General features: G+C 69.9%; 15 protein-coding genes. 7 read left to right on the top strand and 8 right to left on the bottom strand.

What is annotated here, in order from left to right:
- The first annotated feature begins 26 nt into the window (after window positions 1-26).
- Both RWM17_RS03345 and RWM17_RS03340 read left to right on the top strand, forming a co-directional pair.
- Window positions 27-203, top strand: coding sequence for a hypothetical protein (locus RWM17_RS03345; RefSeq protein ID WP_399540006.1), 177 nt, complete (start codon window positions 27-29; stop codon window positions 201-203).
- Window positions 200-1,072 (top strand): SURF1 family protein, encoded by an 873-nt coding sequence (locus RWM17_RS03340; RefSeq protein ID WP_314101331.1) that lies wholly within the window; start codon window positions 200-202, stop codon window positions 1,070-1,072. Before RWM17_RS03345 ends, RWM17_RS03340 begins: the two co-directional genes overlap by 4 nt.
- 56 nt (window positions 1,073-1,128) lie before the next feature.
- Here the strand turns inward: RWM17_RS03340 and RWM17_RS03335 are convergent, their stop codons facing one another.
- The gene (locus tag RWM17_RS03335) at window positions 1,129-2,727 is read right to left on the bottom strand and encodes an ABC-F family ATP-binding cassette domain-containing protein (protein ID WP_314101328.1); all 1,599 of its coding nucleotides are present in this window, start codon (window positions 2,725-2,727) and stop codon (window positions 1,129-1,131) included.
- Window positions 2,728-2,877: 150 nt separating this feature from the next.
- Here RWM17_RS03335 and RWM17_RS03330 point away from each other — a divergent pair, with 150 nt between their 5' ends.
- Window positions 2,878-3,483 (top strand): biotin transporter BioY, encoded by a 606-nt coding sequence (locus RWM17_RS03330; RefSeq protein WP_194612137.1) that lies wholly within the window; start codon window positions 2,878-2,880, stop codon window positions 3,481-3,483.
- Between the two features lie 81 nt (window positions 3,484-3,564).
- Here RWM17_RS03330 and RWM17_RS03325 read toward each other — a convergent pair whose 3' ends face one another.
- The 5 genes from RWM17_RS03325 to sufB are packed head-to-tail and all read right to left on the bottom strand — an operon-like array spanning window position 3,565 to window position 7,681.
- Window positions 3,565-3,897, bottom strand: a complete 333-nt coding sequence (locus RWM17_RS03325) for a metal-sulfur cluster assembly factor (protein ID WP_146900878.1) — start codon at window positions 3,895-3,897, stop codon at window positions 3,565-3,567.
- A 2-nt stretch (window positions 3,898-3,899) separates the two neighbouring features.
- Window positions 3,900-4,691, bottom strand: coding sequence for a Fe-S cluster assembly ATPase SufC (gene sufC, locus RWM17_RS03320; protein ID WP_314101325.1), 792 nt, complete (start codon window positions 4,689-4,691; stop codon window positions 3,900-3,902).
- Window positions 4,692-4,703: 12 nt separating this feature from the next.
- Window positions 4,704-5,039, bottom strand: coding sequence for a non-heme iron oxygenase ferredoxin subunit (locus RWM17_RS03315; protein ID WP_133737517.1), 336 nt, complete (start codon window positions 5,037-5,039; stop codon window positions 4,704-4,706).
- Window positions 5,039-6,262 (bottom strand): Fe-S cluster assembly protein SufD, encoded by a 1,224-nt coding sequence (gene sufD, locus RWM17_RS03310; RefSeq protein ID WP_314101321.1) that lies wholly within the window; start codon window positions 6,260-6,262, stop codon window positions 5,039-5,041. Before sufD ends, RWM17_RS03315 begins: the two co-directional genes overlap by 1 nt.
- Window positions 6,263-7,681: a Fe-S cluster assembly protein SufB gene (gene sufB, locus RWM17_RS03305; RefSeq protein WP_146900868.1), complete on the bottom strand. Its 1,419-nt coding sequence runs from the start codon at window positions 7,679-7,681 to the stop codon at window positions 6,263-6,265.
- A 288-nt stretch (window positions 7,682-7,969) separates the two neighbouring features.
- Here sufB and RWM17_RS03300 point away from each other — a divergent pair, with 288 nt between their 5' ends.
- Window positions 7,970-8,941, top strand: a complete 972-nt coding sequence (locus RWM17_RS03300) for a COX15/CtaA family protein (RefSeq protein ID WP_314101318.1) — start codon at window positions 7,970-7,972, stop codon at window positions 8,939-8,941.
- Here the strand turns inward: RWM17_RS03300 and RWM17_RS03295 are convergent.
- Window positions 8,902-9,444, bottom strand: coding sequence for a GNAT family N-acetyltransferase (locus RWM17_RS03295; RefSeq protein WP_314101316.1), 543 nt, complete (start codon window positions 9,442-9,444; stop codon window positions 8,902-8,904). The two genes, RWM17_RS03300 and RWM17_RS03295, sit on opposite strands and share 40 nt — an antisense overlap.
- 8 nt (window positions 9,445-9,452) lie before the next feature.
- Entirely contained in the window at window positions 9,453-10,376 is a 924-nt protein-coding gene (locus RWM17_RS03290; RefSeq protein ID WP_314101313.1) for a heme o synthase, read from the bottom strand.
- A gap of 319 nt (window positions 10,377-10,695) precedes the next feature.
- On the opposite strand from RWM17_RS03290, the gene tkt reads away from it, so the two are divergent.
- Genes tkt through RWM17_RS03275 form a run of 3 tightly spaced genes read left to right on the top strand, consistent with a single transcriptional unit; the run spans window position 10,696 to window position 15,538 of the window.
- Entirely contained in the window at window positions 10,696-12,789 is a 2,094-nt protein-coding gene (gene tkt / locus RWM17_RS03285; protein WP_314101310.1) for a transketolase, read from the top strand.
- A gap of 26 nt (window positions 12,790-12,815) precedes the next feature.
- On the top strand, window positions 12,816-13,946 hold the full coding sequence (gene tal / locus RWM17_RS03280) for a transaldolase (protein WP_314101307.1): 1,131 nt from the start codon (window positions 12,816-12,818) through the stop codon (window positions 13,944-13,946).
- Entirely contained in the window at window positions 13,943-15,538 is a 1,596-nt protein-coding gene (locus RWM17_RS03275; RefSeq protein WP_314101305.1) for a glucose-6-phosphate isomerase, read from the top strand. Before tal ends, RWM17_RS03275 begins: the two co-directional genes overlap by 4 nt.
- The last annotated feature ends 107 nt before the right edge of the window (window positions 15,539-15,645 follow it).

Genomic DNA, 15,645 nt, shown 5'->3' with positions numbered 1-15,645 from the left:
CCCGGTCAGGGTGCACTGCAGGCGCCGTGCACGCGGTCAACTGGCGCAACCCCAAGATCCACGGCCTCGAACGCGTCAAGGTCTGGTCGGCCTGCGACGAGCACGTCGGCTACCTCGCCGAGTTCCTCCGGGCCCGCGACTTCCCGGTCGTCCTGACGCCTGCGGGCGAGACGGTCGACCGGGTCGAGCAGGAGGCGCGTTGAGCGCCCCGCAGGCGTCGGAGGCTCGCCCGGCCACCGCCTCCAAGTGGCTGGGCTACCTCGCCGTCGTGGTGGTCTTCGCGGTCATCTGCGGCCTCCTCGCCCATTGGCAGTGGAGTCGTCACGAAGAGAAGATGGCGGTCGTCCACCAGCTCGAGCAACGGTACGACGCCGCTCCGATCCCCCTGCAGGAGGCGGTGCCCGAGCTGGGCTCGTACGACCCCGCCCTCGAGTGGCAGCCCGTCTCGATGACCGGCCGCTACCTCGTCGACGACGAGCTGCTCGTCCGCAACCGGCCCCTGAACGGCCAGCCCGGCTTCGACGTGCTCGTGCCGTTCCAGGTGAGCGGCGGCGACGTCTTCGTGATCGACCGCGGCTGGGTCCCGACCGGGAACGACCAGGACGCTCCCGACGTCGTCCCCGCCCCGCCGACCGGCGAGGTCACCGTGACCGCACGGCTCAAGCCGGGCGAGCCCGCGCTCGGCGACCGGACCGGCGTCCCCGGCACGAACCAGATCGCCACGATCCAGCTCAGCGAGGTGCAGAAGCGGGTCGACGGCCAGATCTACGACGCGAGCTACGGCCTGCTCGCCTCAGAGGACCCGACCCCCGCGACCGCTCCCGTGAAGGCCAGCGCGCCGGAGATCGACACCGGCCTCAACCTGTCGTACTTCGTGCAGTGGATCATGTTCGCGGTCGGCGCGTTCGGGTTCCTGTTCTACGTGTTCCGGCAAGAGAGGCGGAACAAGCTGCTGGACGCCGCCGACGACGAGACCCCGGAGGAAGCGGCCGAGCGCGAGCGTCGGCGTGCGTCGCGTCCCCGTGCGGATCACGAAGAGGAAGACGAGCTGCTCGACGCCGCCGGGCGCTGAGGTCGTCAGCGCCCGGTCGGCGTCGGGGCGGACGCCCCCGGTGACGCCGGACGGTCTCAGGCCAGGTTGATCAAGTCGGAGTAGTCCGGGGTCCAGTGGTCCTCGGTGCCCTCGGGCATGATGAGGACGCGCTCGGGGTTCAGCGCCTCGACGGCGCCCTCGTCGTGGCTCACGAGCACGACGGCGCCCTCGTAGTTCGCCAGGGCGTCGAGGATCTCGAGGCGGCTGGCGGGGTCGAGGTTGTTCGTGGGCTCGTCGAGCAGCAGCACGTTCGCGCCCGAGACGACGATCATCGCCAGCGCGAGGCGGGTCTTCTCTCCACCGGAGAGCACACCGGCAGGCTTGGCCGAGTCGTCTCCCGTGAACAGGAACGAGCCGAGCACGCGCCGCGCCTCCATCTCGGTGATGTTCGGCGAGGACGACACCATGTTCTCGAGGACGCTGCGCTTGACGTCGATCGTCTCGTGCTCCTGGGCGTAGTAGCCCACGCGCAGGCCGTGCCCGGGTTCCAGCTGGCCGGTGTCGGGCTCGTCGACGCTCGCCAGGATGCGCAGCAGGGTGGTCTTGCCGGCACCGTTCAGGCCGAGGATGACGACCTTCGAGCCCCGGTCGATGGCGAGGTCGACGGCGGTGAAGATCTCGAGCGAGCCGTAGCTCTTCGACAGGTTCGAGGCCATCAGGGGCGTCTTGCCGCAGGCGACCGGGGTGGGGAACCGCAGCTTGGCGACGCGGTCGACGGCGCGGACCTCCTCGAGGCCGGAGAGCAGCTTCTCGGCTCGGGCGACCATCTGGTGGGCCGCAGCGGCCTTCGAGGCCTTCGCACCGAAGCGCGCGGCCTGCTTCTGCAGCGCCGACGCCTGCTTCTCGGCGTTGCTGCGCTCCTTCTTGCGACGTTCCTCGTCGGCGGCGCGCTGGCGCTGGTAGTTGCGCCAGCCCATGTTGTAGATGTCGATGGCCTGGCGGTTTGCGTCGAGGTAGAAGACGCGGTTCACGACCTCCTCGACCAGCTCGATGTCGTGGCTGATCACGATGACGCCGCCCTGGTAGGTCTTGAGGTACTCGCGCAGCCACACGACGCTGTCGGCGTCGAGGTGGTTGGTGGGCTCGTCGAGGATCATCGTGTCCGCGGCCGAGAACAGGATGCGCGCGAGCTCGATGCGTCGGCGCTGACCGCCCGACAGCGTCGAGAGGGGCTGGTCGAGGATGCGGTCGGGCAGGCTCAGGTTGCTGGCGATGGAGGCGGCCTCGGCCTCGGCGGCGTAGCCCCCGAGCGCGTTGAACTGGTCGTCGAGGTCGCCGTACCGCTTCATGGCCCTCGCCGCGATGTCCGGGTCGGGATCGCCCATCGCGAGGGTCGCCTCCTGGATGCCCAGCAGCAGCTGCCCGAGCCCGCGGGCGTCGAGGATCCTCGTGCGCGCAAGGTCTTCCGGGTTGCCGCTGCGAGGGTCCTGCGGCAGGTAGCCGATCTCGCCGTGACGGTCGATCTTGCCGCCCGTCGGGAGGGTCTCGCCGGCGAGCGTCTTGGTCATGGTGGTCTTGCCGGCGCCGTTGCGGCCGACCAGACCGATCTTGTCGCCCTTGTCGACGCGGAAGCTCACGTCGGCCATGAGCAGACGCGCGCCGACGCGGATCTCGAGATCGTGCACGGAAAGCACAGCAGAAGTCCAATCGATTGGGGAGATGTCCACAACGGGGCCCGGCGTGGGGCCGCCTCTAGGATGAGGACGTCGCGTGGAGAGGGGTCGCAGCACTGCGCTGCCGACCAGCCGCTCGGCCGATCAACCTACCCATACTAGGAGACTTGCATGACTGACACCGCCGCATCGATCTCGCGGCCGGTCCTCGCCGACCGGCTGGTGGCCCGCAGCTGGGCCACCGACGTCGCCCTGGTGCTCGGCGGGGTCGCTTTCACGTCGGCCCTCGCGCAGGTGCAGGTGCCCATGTGGCCCGTGCCGATCACCGGTCAGACCCTGGCCGTGATGCTCGTCGGCGCCACGCTGGGGGCCCGACGCGGCGCCCTGTCGATGCTCACGTACCTCGTCCTCGGCGTCGCCGGGCTGCCGATCTTCGCCGAGTTCTCCGGCGGTCCGCTCAGCGTGCTGCGTCCGAGCTTCGGCTTCATCCTCGGCTTCGTCCCGGCCGCGCTCGTCATCGGCTGGCTCTCGCAGCGCGACTGGGACAAGAAGTGGGCCCTGTCCGCCGCCGCGTTCTTCCTCGCCAGCCTGATCCCGTTCGCCACGGGACTCCCCTACATGGCGGTCGTGCTGAACTCGCTCGGCATCGACGCGTCGCTCGGCAGCGTCCTGGCGCTCGGCGTGTACCCGTTCATCGTGGGCGGGGTCGCGAAGTGGCTGATCGCCGCGTCGGCCCTGCCGCTCGCCTGGCGCGCGCTCGGGCGTCTCGGCAAGTAGGAGCGCCGCTCGCTCAGCGGGCGCGCACACGAAGGACGCCCCCGGTCATCGACCGGGGGCGTCCTTCGTGTGCGGGGTGGATCAGATCGAGAAGCCGATGGCACGCATCATGTCGCGGCCGTCGTCGGTGATCCGGTCGGGGCCCCACGGCGGCATCCACACCCAGTTGATGCGGAAGGCGTCGACCACGCCGTCGAGGGCGTTGGCCGTGTCGGCCTCGATCACGTCGGTGAGCGGGCAGCCAGCCGACGTCAACGTCATGCTGATGATGAGGGCGTTCTCGTGCTCCTCGTCCATGGCGAGGTCGTAGATGAGGCCGAGGTCGACGATGTTGACCCCGAGCTCGGGGTCGACGACCTCCTTGAGAGCCTCGATCGTGGCGTCGAACTTCTCCGGGGCGAGGGCGACGGCCATGGTCAGCTGACCGCCGGCGTCGTCGCGGCCGCCGCGGCGGCCGCAGCGGACACGTAGCGGTCGTAGCCCTCGTCCTCGAGACGGTCGGCCAGCTCGGGGCCGCCCTGCTCGGCGACGTGGCCGTCGACGAAGACGTGGACGAAGTCGGGCTTGATGTACCGGAGGATCCGCGTGTAGTGCGTGATCATCAGCAGGCCGAGGCCCGTGTTGGCCTTGGCGCGGTTGACGCCCTCGGAGACGATCTTGAGGGCGTCGACGTCGAGACCGGAATCGGTCTCGTCGAGCACGGCGAACTTCGGTTTCAGCAGCTCGAGCTGCATGATCTCGTGACGCTTCTTCTCGCCGCCCGAGAAGCCCTCGTTGACGTTGCGCTCGGCGAACGAGGCGTCCATCTTGAGGTCGCTCATGTGGGTGCGGAGGTCCTTGATCCAGGTGCGGATCGCGGGAGCCTCGCCGTCCAGGGCGGTCTTGGCGGTGCGGAGGAAGTTGGCGACCGTCACGCCGGGGATCTCGACCGGGTACTGCATGGCCAGGAAGAGACCGGCCTTGGCCCGCTCGTCGACCGACATGTCGAGCACCTCGCGACCGTCGAGCAGGATGCTGCCGCCGTCGACGTTGTAGCGGGGGTGCCCGGCGATCGTGTAGGCGAGGGTGGACTTGCCGGAGCCGTTCGGGCCCATGACGGCGTGGATCTCGCCCTCGTTGATGGTGAGGTCGACGCCCTTGAGGATGGGCTTGACGCCCTGGTCGGTGTCGATGCTGACCTTGAGGTCGCGGATCTCGAGAGTGGACATGCGTTCTTTTCCTTACTGTGCGACGTCGGCGGACGACGCGGTGGTGTCGACGTACACGTCACCGTCGACGACGGTGACACGGAAGACCGGTACGGGTTCGTAGGCAGGGAGGGTGAGCGGCTTGCCGGTCGTCAGCTCGAACTTGGAGCCGTGCGCCCAGCACTCGAGCGTGTCGTCCTCGACGAAGCCCTCGGAGAGCGAGATGTCGCCGTGGGTGCAGGTGTCGCCGATCGCGTGGATGTCGCCCGAGCTGTCCTTGACGACGGCGACGGCGACTCCGTCGACGACGACGCGCATCGCCTGGGCCGGCGTGACGTCGTCGACGCCGCAGACCTTGACCCCGGCCATCAGGCGGCGCCGCCTGCCGTCGAGAGGCCCTCACCTGCGGTGAGCTCGACCTCGAGTGCGTCGATGAGACGTTCCTGCAGCTCGGGCTCGCCGATCTTCTGCACGACCTCGCTGAGGAACCCGAGGACGACGAGCCGACGTGCCTCGTGCTCCGAGATGCCGCGCGACTGCAGGTAGAAGAGGTGCTCGTCGTCGAACCGACCGGTGGCGCTGGCGTGGCCGGCCCCGGCGATGTCGCCCGTCTCGATCTCCAGGTTCGGGATCGAGTCAGCCCGCGTGCCCTCGCTGAGGACGAGGTTGCGGTTCTGCTCGTAGCTGTCGGTCCCGGGTGCGGTGCGGGCGATCAACACGTCGCCGATCCAGACCGTGCGGGCGCCCACGCCCTGCAGCGCGCCCTTGTAGTTGACGCGGCTGCGGCTGTTGGGGGCGTCGTGGTGCACGTAGACCTGCTGCTCGAGGTGCTGGCCCGCGTCGGCGAAGTAGACGCCGTAGAGCTCGGTGTCCGAGCCCTGCCCGGCCAGGTGGGCCGAGGGATTGACGCGCACGATCGAGCCGCCGAGCGAGACGACGAAGTGCTTGAGCTGGGCGTCGCGACCGATGGTCGCGAAGTGGCTCGCGAGGTGGATCGCGTCGTCGTCCCACTCCTGCAGGCTGACGACGGTCAGGTGCGCCCCGTCGTCGACGACGATCTCGACGTTCTCGACCAGCTGCGCCGAGCCCGTGTTGCGGAGCACGACCAGCGAGCGGGTGTTCGCGGTCGCGTGGATGACGGTGTGGCCGGCACGCGGCTCGCGGTCGAGGCCGCTCCGGCCGATCGTGACCGTGGACGGCTCGTCGCCGGTCAGGGTCACGACGAGGACCTTCTCGGTCGAGGCCCAGGCGTTCGCCGAGGCCTTGTCCTCCGGCGCGCCGGCACGCCCCACGCGGGCGTCGGCCCGGTCGAGCCACTCGACGGCCGCCCCGCCGGTCTCCCGGGCGAGGTACGCGTACGGCGAGCCGTCGAGCGGTCCGTCGATGAGCGGGCGGAGGCGGTCGACGGGACTGAGCTTCCAGTCGACCTCGCGGCCGGTGACGGCCGCGAAGGCTGCAGGGTCGGTGGAGCGGAAGCGGCCAGAACGGGTCTGGACGGGCACGAGGCCCCATCCGCCGTCGCTGTGCGCCCCTGCGCCGTGCTGGACGCCCTCGGGCGCGGTGTCTGTGGTGGTGGGTGCTGCGGCGGACATCTAGCCGACTGATCCTTCCATGCTCATCTCGATGAGCTTGTTGAGCTCGAGGGCGTACTCCATCGGCAGCTCCCGGGCGATCGGCTCGATGAACCCGCGCACGATCATGGCCATTGCCTCGTCCTCCGCCATGCCTCGCGACATGAGGTAGAAGAGCTGTTCCTCGCTGACCCGGGACACCGTCGCCTCGTGGCCGAGCTGCACGTCGTCGACGCGGATGTCGATCGCCGGGTAGGTGTCGGACCGCGAGATGGTGTCGACCAGCAGCGCGTCGCAGCGCACCGTGTTGGCGGAGTGGTGTGCCGCGTCGTCGACGCGGACCTCACCGCGGTACCCGGCGCGGCCGCCGCCCCGGGCGATCGACTTGGAGACGATCGACGACGTCGTGTAGGGCGCCATGTGGATCATCTTCGCGCCGGCGTCCTGGTGCTGGCCGGGACCCGCGAAGGCGACGGACAGGGTCTCGCCCTTGGCGTGCTCGCCGACGAGGTAGATCGAGGGGTACTTCATCGTCACCTTGGAGCCGATGTTGCCGTCGATCCACTCCATGGTCGCGCCCTCGTGGGCGATGGCGCGCTTGGTCACCAGGTTGTAGACGTTATTCGACCAGTTCTGGATCGTGGTGTACCGAACGCGGGCGTTCTTCTTCACGATGATCTCGACGACGGCCGAGTGCAGCGAGTCGCTCTTGTAGATCGGCGCCGTGCAGCCCTCGATGTAGTGGACGTAGCTGCCCTCGTCGGCGATGATCAGCGTCCGCTCGAACTGGCCCATGTTCTCGGTGTTGATGCGGAAGTAGGCCTGCAGCGGGATCTCGACCCGGACGCCCTTCGGCACGTAGACGAACGAGCCGCCCGACCAGACGGCCGTGTTCAAGGCGGCGAACTTGTTGTCGCCGGCCGGGATCACCGTGCCGAAGTACTCCTGGAAGATCTCGGGGTGCTCGCGGAGGGCCGTGTCGGTGTCCATGAAGATGACGCCCTGCTCCTCCAGGTCCTCGCGGATCTGGTGGTAGACGACCTCGGACTCGTACTGGGCGGCGACGCCCGCGACGAGGCGGTTGCGCTCCGCCTCGGGGATGCCGAGCTTCTCGTACGTGTTCTTGATGTCGTCGGGGAGTTCCTCCCACGTCGTCGCCTGCTTCTCGGTGGAGCGGACGAAGTACTTGATGTTGTCGAAGTCGATGCCGGAGAGGTCGGCGCCCCAGGTCGGCATGGGCTTCCGCTCGAAGAGCGCCAGGCCCTTGAGCCGGTTCTTGAGCATCCACTCCGGTTCGCTCTTCAGCGCCGAGATGTCGGTCACCACCTCGGGCGACACTCCACGGCGCGCGGAGGCGCCCGCTGCGTCGGAGTCGGACCAGCCGAACTCGTACTGCCCCAGGCTCTCGAGCTCTGGTCGGTCGATCAACACGTCTGACATGACTACCTCTTTCTCTGCTGGGCCGAACGTGGGTCGGGTCGTGACCATTCCCCGTCGGATGGGGGCCCAGCTGCTCGCGCTGCGAGACGGACTCCCGGTCGAGCTCCGACGGCTGCCTGCGTGGAGCGGAGGCGGAGCCAGCGTTGCTTAGACTGATGTGAGGTCCGCGTACCGCTTCTGCGGATCCCACGGCCCTCGGGCGTCGTCGTCGACGCTCGTGTCGGGTGTGTCCCTGAACTCATCGATTCTACAGGGCAGAGCGGCGGATGTGACGAAAGGCAGCAACTCGTGAGCAACGCACAGGTGACCCGGCCCGGACCCGTGACGCGCCTCTGGCGGTGGCTGCCGACGACGACCGACCGCCGCGTCCGGTTCATCGCCTGGGCCTCGCTGGTCTGCCAGGTCCTGCTGATCGGCACCGGAGGCGCGGTGCGGCTGACCGGGTCCGGCCTCGGCTGCCCGACGTGGCCTCGCTGCACCGCCGACTCGTTCGTCAGCACGCCCGAGATGGGGATCCACGGGGTGATCGAGTTCGGCAACCGCCTCCTCACCTTCGTCCTCACGGCAGTCGTCGTGCTGGCCTTCCTCTTCGTCCTCCGCATGCGCAAGCAGCGTCGTGAGCTGTTCTGGCTCACCTTCGCCCAGGGGATGAGCATCCCGCTCCAGGCCGTGCTGGGCGGCATCACCGTCCTGACGGGCCTGAACCCGTACATCGTCGGGGCGCACTTCCTCGTCTCGATCGCGCTGGTCGCCCTGTCCACGGTCCTCGTCTGGCGGGTGCTCCGCGGCCCGCGGGGTCACCACGCGGCGACTCCCCCGGCCTACGCCAGGCTCGTCCACGTCCTGTCCGGCATCGTCCTCCTGACCGTGGTCGTGGGCGTCCTCACCACCGGCTCCGGACCGCACGCCGGCGACGCCGCCACTCCCCGCAACGGCCTCGACCCGGCCGTGATGGACCACGTGCACAGCTGGCCCGCCTACGCCACCCTCGCGCTGACCCTCGCGGTCGTCGTCTGGACCCTCCGGACGGGTCTCCCGCGCCGGTTCCCCCTCGCCCTCCTCGGCGTCGAGCTCGTCCAGATCGCGGTGGGCATCGCCCAGGCGCGGACGGGCCTGCCGCCGCTCCTCGTCGGCTCGCACATGGTGCTGGCGGCGCTCTTGGTGGCTGCGACGACCGCGCTCGTCCTCTCCCTGCGTGAGGACCAGAGCCCGTCCGAGGCTCAGCTGACCGTCGACTCCGCGGAGTCCGTCCGCGTCTGAGCGGGCCGGTCGGCCGGAGCCTCGAGCGCGTCCGATGCGTCGGGCCCGTCCGGCGCGTCCCGCCGCATGATCACGTCGACGCCGTCGTCCTCGACCGGCACGAAGCCGTGCCGGAGGTACAGGCGCGCCGCCCGGCTGCCCGTCAGCACGTCCAGCAGCACGGGCCGCGACCCGAGCGAGGCGAGCGCCTCCCGGAGCAGGCGCGTGCCGATTCCCCGGCCCCGCGCCTCCTCGGCCAGGTAGAAATGGCGCAGCCAGACGTCGTCGCCCTCCGGGTGCACCGCGAGGCAGCCGAGGAGGCGCCCCCCGACCTCGACCACGCGGGTCTCGGTCGGCACGAACTCGCGCTCGAAGCGCGCACGGTTGTACGGCGGACGCCAGACGCCTGCCCGCCTCAGGTCGGGCTCGAGGGCGGCGAGCTTCAGGTCGGCGAGGGCGTCGACGTCGTCGGGTCGCCCCTCACGGACGGTCCAGTCGAGGACGTCCTCGGCGCCGGCGCTCACCGGACGCCTCAGAACGGCAGCAGCGGATCGATGCCGACGGCGATGAAGAGCAGCGTCAGGTAGGTGATGGAGCTGTGGAACACGCGCATCGGACGGACCTCGGCGACGTGCTGGATCGCACGGCTGTACAGGCGGTGCGACTCCCACACGAACCAGGTGCCGCTCGCCAGGGCGACGACCGTGTAGAGCACGCCCATGTGGGCGACGGGGACGAGCAGCAGCGAGCACGCGACGGTGGCCCACGCGTAGAGGATCACCTGGAGGCCGACGGACGACCGGCCGCGGACGACGGCGAGCATGGGCACCGACGCGGCGGCGTAGTCGTCCCGGTACTTCATCGACAGAGGCCAGTAGTGCGGCGGCGTCCAGAGGAAGATCACCATGAAGAGGATGACCGGAGGCCAGCTGAGGTCGTTCGTGACGGCGGCCCAGCCGATCAGGACGGGCATGCACCCGGCGATGCCGCCCCAGACGATGTTCTGGGGCGTGCGGCGCTTGAGCCACAGCGTGTAGACGAGCACGTAGAAGAGGATCGCGCCGAGCGACAGGGCGGCCGAGAGGAGGTTGACCGTGAGGGCCAGCCAGACGATGGAGGCGAGGCCCACGATCCAGGAGAACGCCAGCGCCTCCCGGTCGGTCACCTCTCCGGTGACGAGCGGCCGGCCCTGCGTCCGCTTCATGATGCGGTCGATGTCGCGGTCGATGTAGCAGTTGAACGCGGAGGCCGAGCCGGCGCTGAGCGCCCCGCCGATGAGGGTGGCCGCGACGAGCCAGAGGTTCGGGACGCCGCCCTGGGCGAGGAACATGGTCGGGGCCGTGGTGACGAGCAGCAGCTCCATCACGCGGGGCTTCGTGAGCGCGACGTAGGCGCCAGCCTTGCGACGGATGCCCCGGGGTCCGGTGGTGGGGCGGGTGTCGATGGCTGCGGTCATGGGTCCCTCTGACGAGATGTACGGTTCGGCGCGGAGAGTCTAGGCGAACCAGCGAGTCTAGGCGATGACCGGCGACGCTGACGGCGGAACGGCGCGCTCCCTGCGGGCGGAGCGAGCCCTTTCGTCCCTATACTTGCAGGTGCTTGCCAGTCGCACGCCCGCACGGCGACGGAATCCTCGACATCGAACCATCGGCTCCCTGTCGCGCGACCTCCGGTCCGTGCCCGAGCGGCCGCAGCCGACGACGTCTCGGCAGGCGCATGTCAGCGCGGGAGCGAATCGACCCCGCGCAGTTCGCAACAAGAAGGGTCATCTCCAAGTGGCAGATCTGCAGTGGGAATCCATTGACAACAAGGCCGTCGACACGGTCCGCGTCCTCGCGGCCGACTCGGTCGAGAAGGTCGGGAACGGCCACCCGGGGACGGCGATGAGCCTCGCGCCCGCCGCGTACCTCCTCTTCCAGAAGGTCATGCGTCGTGACCCCAGCGACAGCGAGTGGATCGGCCGCGACCGCTTCGTCCTCTCGGTCGGGCACAGCTCGCTGACCCAGTACGTCCAGTTCTACCTCGGCGGCTACGGCCTCGAGCTCGACGACCTCAAGGCGCTGCGCACCTGGGGCTCGAAGACGCCCGGCCACCCCGAGTACGGCCACACCGACGGCGTCGAGATCACCACCGGTCCCCTCGGCCAGGGGCTCGCCTCCGCCGTGGGCATGGCCTACGCCGCCCGCTTCGAGCGCGGCCTGTTCGACCCCGAGGCCGCCGTCGGCACCTCGCCGTTCGACCACTTCGTCTACGTCATCGCCGGCGACGGCGACCTGCAGGAGGGCGTCACCAGCGAGGCGTCCTCGCTCGCCGGTCACCAGCAGCTCGGCAACCTCGTCGTGATCTACGACTCCAACCAGATCTCGATCGAGGACGACACCAACATCGCCTTCACCGAGGACGTCCACGCGCGCTACGAGGCGTACGACTGGCAGGTCCAGGTCGTCGACTGGAAGAAGACGGGCGAGTACGTCGAGGACGTCGCCGCCCTCAACGACGCGATCGAGGCCGCCAAGGCCGAGACGAGCAAGCCCTCGCTGATCATCCTCAAGACGATCATCGGCTGGCCCTCGCCCAAGAAGCAGAACTCCGGCAAGATCCACGGCTCGGCGCTCGGCGCCGAAGAGCTGGCGGGCCTCAAGGAGGTGCTCGGCTTCGACCCCGAGAAGACCTTCGACGTCGACCCCGAGGTCCTCGAGCACACCCGCAAGGCCGTCGAGCGCGGCCAGGCACAGCACGCCGAGTGGCGCACGTCGTTCGACGAGTGGGCGTCGGCCAACCCCGACAAGAAGACCCTCCTCGACCGCGTCCTCAAGGGCGAGCTGCCCGAGGGCCTCGACGAGGCGCTGCCGGTCTTCCCGACCGACAAGGAGGTCTCGACCCGAGCCGCCTCCGGCAAGGTCATCAACGCCATCGCCGGCGTCGTCCCCGAGTTCTGGGGCGGCTCCGCCGACCTCGCCGAGTCGAACCTCACGACCATCAACGGCGGCGGTTCCTTCGTGCCGACCGAGTGGTCGACGCACGAGTGGCAGGGCAACCCCTACGGTCGCGTGCTGCACTTCGGCATCCGCGAGCACGCCATGGGCTCGATCATGAACGGCATCGCCCTGCACGGCAACACGCGCGTGTTCGGCGGCACGTTCCTCATCTTCAGCGACTACATGCGCCCTGCCGTGCGTCTCGCCGCCCTGATGAAGTCGCCGGTGACGTACGTGTGGACCCACGACTCCGTCGCGCTCGGCGAGGACGGCCCCACGCACCAGCCGGTCGAGCAGCTCGCCGCCCTCCGCGCGATCCCCGACTTCGCCGTGGTGCGCCCCGCCGACGCCAACGAGACCGCCTGGGCCTGGAAGACCATCCTCGACCGCTTCGACGGCCCGGCCGGCCTGGCGCTCAGCCGCCAGAACCTGCCCGTCTTCGAGCGCGGCGACGGCGACGCCGAGGGAGACGTCTTCGCGTCGGCGAAGAACGTCGCGAAGGGCGCCTACGTCCTCGCCGAGGCTCCCGGCGGCACGCCCGACGTGATCCTGATCGCCACGGGCTCCGAGGTGCAGATCGCCGTCGAGGCCCGTGAGGTCCTGCGCGGCGAGGGCATCAACGCCCGCGTCGTGTCGGCTCCCAGCCTCGAGTGGTTCGACGAGCAGAGCGCCGAGTACAAGGAGGCGGTCCTCCCGGCCGCCGTCAAGGCCCGCGTCTCGATCGAGGCAGGCGTCGCGCTCCCGTGGCGCGGCATCGTCGGCGACGCCGGACGCAGCATCTCCATCGAGCACTTCGGCGCCTCCGCCGACTACAAGACGCTCTACCGCGAGTTCGGCATCACCACCGAAGCCGCCGTGGCCGCCGTCAAGGACTCGCTGGCCGCTCTCTGAGCGCCGGCAAGAAAGAAGAGAACGACATGACCGACACCAACACCGCACAGCTCTCCGCCGCAGGCGTCAGCATCTGGCTCGACGACCTCTCGCGTGAGCGCATCAACGCCGGCGGCCTCGAGAAGCTGATCGCCGAGCGCAACGTCGTGGGCGTCACCACGAACCCGACCATCTTCGCGTCGGCCCTCGCCAAGGGCGAGGCCTACGACGACCAGGTCGCGCTGCTCGCCAAGACCGGCGTGAGCGTCACCGACGCGGTCTTCGAGATCACGACCGACGACGTCACCCGCGCCTGCGACATCTTCCGCGGCATCTACGACGACACGAAGGGCTTCGACGGCCGCGTGTCGATCGAGGTCGAGCCGGGCCTCGCGCACGACGCGCAGGGCACCATCGACCAGGCCGTCAAGCTCGCCGCCAAGGTGGGTCGTCCCAACGCGCTCATCAAGATCCCCGCGACGGTCGAGGGTCTCGAGGCCATCACCGCCGTGATCGCCAAGGGCATCAGCGTCAACGTCACCCTGATCTTCAGCCTCGAGCGCTACCGCGCCGTCATCAACGCCTACCTCACCGGTCTCGAGCAGGCCAAGGCCGCGGGCATCGACATCAGCGAGATCCACTCCGTCGCGTCGTTCTTCGTGTCGCGCGTCGACAGCGAGATCGACAAGCGCCTCGAGGCCGTCGGCACCGACGAGGCCAAGGCCCTCAAGGGCAAGGCGGGCGTCGCGAACGCCCAGCTCGCCTACGAGGCCTACGTCCAGGCCTTCGACACCGAGCGCGCGAAGGGCCTGCTCGCCGCCGGCGCCAACAAGCAGCGTCCCCTCTGGGCCTCGACCGGCGTCAAGGACCCTGCCGTCCTCGACACGACCTACGTGGTCGAGCTCGTCGCCGCCGACGTCGTCAACACGATGCCCGAGAAGACCCTCGAGGCCACGTTCGACCACGGCGAGGTCCGTGGCGACTCGATCAGCGGCTCCTACGCCTCCGCCAACGAGGTCATGGACGCGATCGCGGCCCAGGGCGTCTCGTACGACGAGGTCACCGAGCTGCTCGAGAAGGAGGGCGTGGAGAAGTTCATCGTCTCCTGGAACGAGCTGCTCGACACCGTCACCGCAGCCCTCGAGTCCTCGAAGCCCACCGCGGAGGACGCCAAGTGACCATCACGATCGCCGCGAGCGGCGACGCGGCCACCGCCGTCGAGACCGTCGTGCCCCAGCTGGTCAGCGACCTCGTCGCCTCCGGCATCACGGCGCAGAACCCGACTCTCTGGGGCCCGGACGCCGAGGAGGAGTCGGCCAAGCGTCTCGGCTGGACCGAGGCAGTCGTGGTCTCCACGCCCCTCCTCGACGAGATCGACGCGCTCCGCGAGGAGCTCGCCGCCAAGGGCGTCGACCATGTCGTGCTCGCGGGCATGGGCGGCTCGTCGCTGGCTCCCGAGGTCATCACGCGCACCTACGGCGTCGAGCTGACCGTGCTCGACGCCACGGAGCCCGGGCAGGTCCTCACGGCCCTCCACGACCGGCTCGAGCGGACCGTGCTCGTCGTGTCGTCGAAGTCCGGGTCGACGGTCGAGACCGCCAGCCAGCGCAAGACCTTCGAGAAGGCCTTCCGCGACGCCGGCATCGACCCGGTCGAGCGCATCGTGGTCGTCACCGACCCGGGGTCGCCCCTCGACGGACAGGCCCGGGAGGCCGGCTACCGCGTCTTCAACGCCGACCCCGCCATCGGCGGCCGCTACTCGGCGCTGTCGGCCTTCGGCCTCGTACCGTCCGGCCTCGCCGGCGCCGACATCCGCGAGCTGCTCGCCGAGGCGGACGCGGTCACGGTCGAGCTCTCGCAGGACAGCGCGGACAACCCCGGCCTCGTGCTGGGCGCGGTCCTCGCGGGCACCTCGCCCCTGCGCGACAAGATCGCGATCGTCGCCGACGGCACCCACATCATCGGGTTCCCCGACTGGGCCGAGCAGTTGATCGCCGAGTCCACCGGCAAGCAGGGCCGCGGCCTCCTCCCCGTCGTGCTCGGCACGGACGCTCCGGAGATCAGCCTGGGCCTGCACGACGTGCAGGTCGTGCGCCTGGTCGCCAACGCGGCGGAGACCCGTGAGGTCGCCCCCGGCGAGGTCGAGATCTCCGGTTCGCTCGGCGGTCAGATCATGGTCTGGGAGTACGCCGTCGCCGTGGCCGGGCGCCTGCTCGACATCAACCCGTTCGATCAGCCCGACGTCGAGTCGGCGAAGGTCGCGACGCGTGCGCTGCTCGACGACCGTCCGGCCCCGACTCCCCCGGCGTTCACCGCCGAGGGCGTCGAGGTCCGCGAGGTCGGCGGCGTCGAGCTCGGAGACTCGCTCGAGTCGGCCGTGTCGGCCCTCCTGTCGGCGCTGACCGACGACGGTTACCTGTCGATCCAGGCCTACGCCGACCGGGTTGCCTACCCGCAGCTCGAGGAGCTCCGCGACGTGCTCGCGGCGCGCACGAAGCGACCCGTCACCTTCGGGTGGGGGCCCCGCTTCCTGCACTCCACGGGCCAGTACCACAAGGGCGGACCCGCCAACGGAGTGTTCCTCCAGATCACCCAGACGGCGTCCACCGACCTGGAGATCCCGGAGAGCCCGTTCACGTTCGGACAGCTCGTCCAGGCGCAGGCCGCCGGCGACGCGACCGTGCTGGCCGACCACGGTCGCCCCGTGCTCCGGCTGACCGTCGACGACGTGGCGGGCGCACTGCCCGCACTGCTCGCCGCAGTCCGCTGAGCGTGAGGGGGGCGGCGGGCGGGGGGGCGCCCGCCCCCCGCGCCGGGGGGGGCCGGCCCCCGGCCCCCCCCCCCGGCCCCCGCGAACCCCCCCGCAAGAACCCCCCC

It is taken from the genome of uncultured Frigoribacterium sp., from assembly GCF_963515265.1.
Lineage (GTDB): Bacteria > Actinomycetota > Actinomycetes > Actinomycetales > Microbacteriaceae > Frigoribacterium.
The sequence above is the reverse complement of the archived record's forward strand: the minus strand, read 5'-3'. Positions and strand labels throughout refer to the sequence as shown.

Bases quoted from the DNA above. Each gene is read 5' to 3' on its own strand.
- RWM17_RS03330 (WP_194612137.1), top strand. From the start codon at position 2,878: ATGACTGACACCGCCGCATCGATCTCGCGGCCGGTCCTCGCCGACCGG.
- RWM17_RS03325 (WP_146900878.1), bottom strand. From the start codon at position 3,897: ATGGCCGTCGCCCTCGCCCCGGAGAAGTTCGACGCCACGATCGAGGCT.
- sufC (WP_314101325.1), bottom strand. From the start codon at position 4,691: ATGTCCACTCTCGAGATCCGCGACCTCAAGGTCAGCATCGACACCGAC.
- RWM17_RS03315 (WP_133737517.1), bottom strand. From the start codon at position 5,039: ATGGCCGGGGTCAAGGTCTGCGGCGTCGACGACGTCACGCCGGCCCAG.
- sufD (WP_314101321.1), bottom strand. From the start codon at position 6,262: ATGTCCGCCGCAGCACCCACCACCACAGACACCGCGCCCGAGGGCGTC.
- sufB (WP_146900868.1), bottom strand. From the start codon at position 7,681: ATGTCAGACGTGTTGATCGACCGACCAGAGCTCGAGAGCCTGGGGCAG.
- RWM17_RS03290 (WP_314101313.1), bottom strand. From the start codon at position 10,376: ATGACCGCAGCCATCGACACCCGCCCCACCACCGGACCCCGGGGCATC.
- tal (WP_314101307.1), top strand. From the start codon at position 12,816: ATGACCGACACCAACACCGCACAGCTCTCCGCCGCAGGCGTCAGCATC.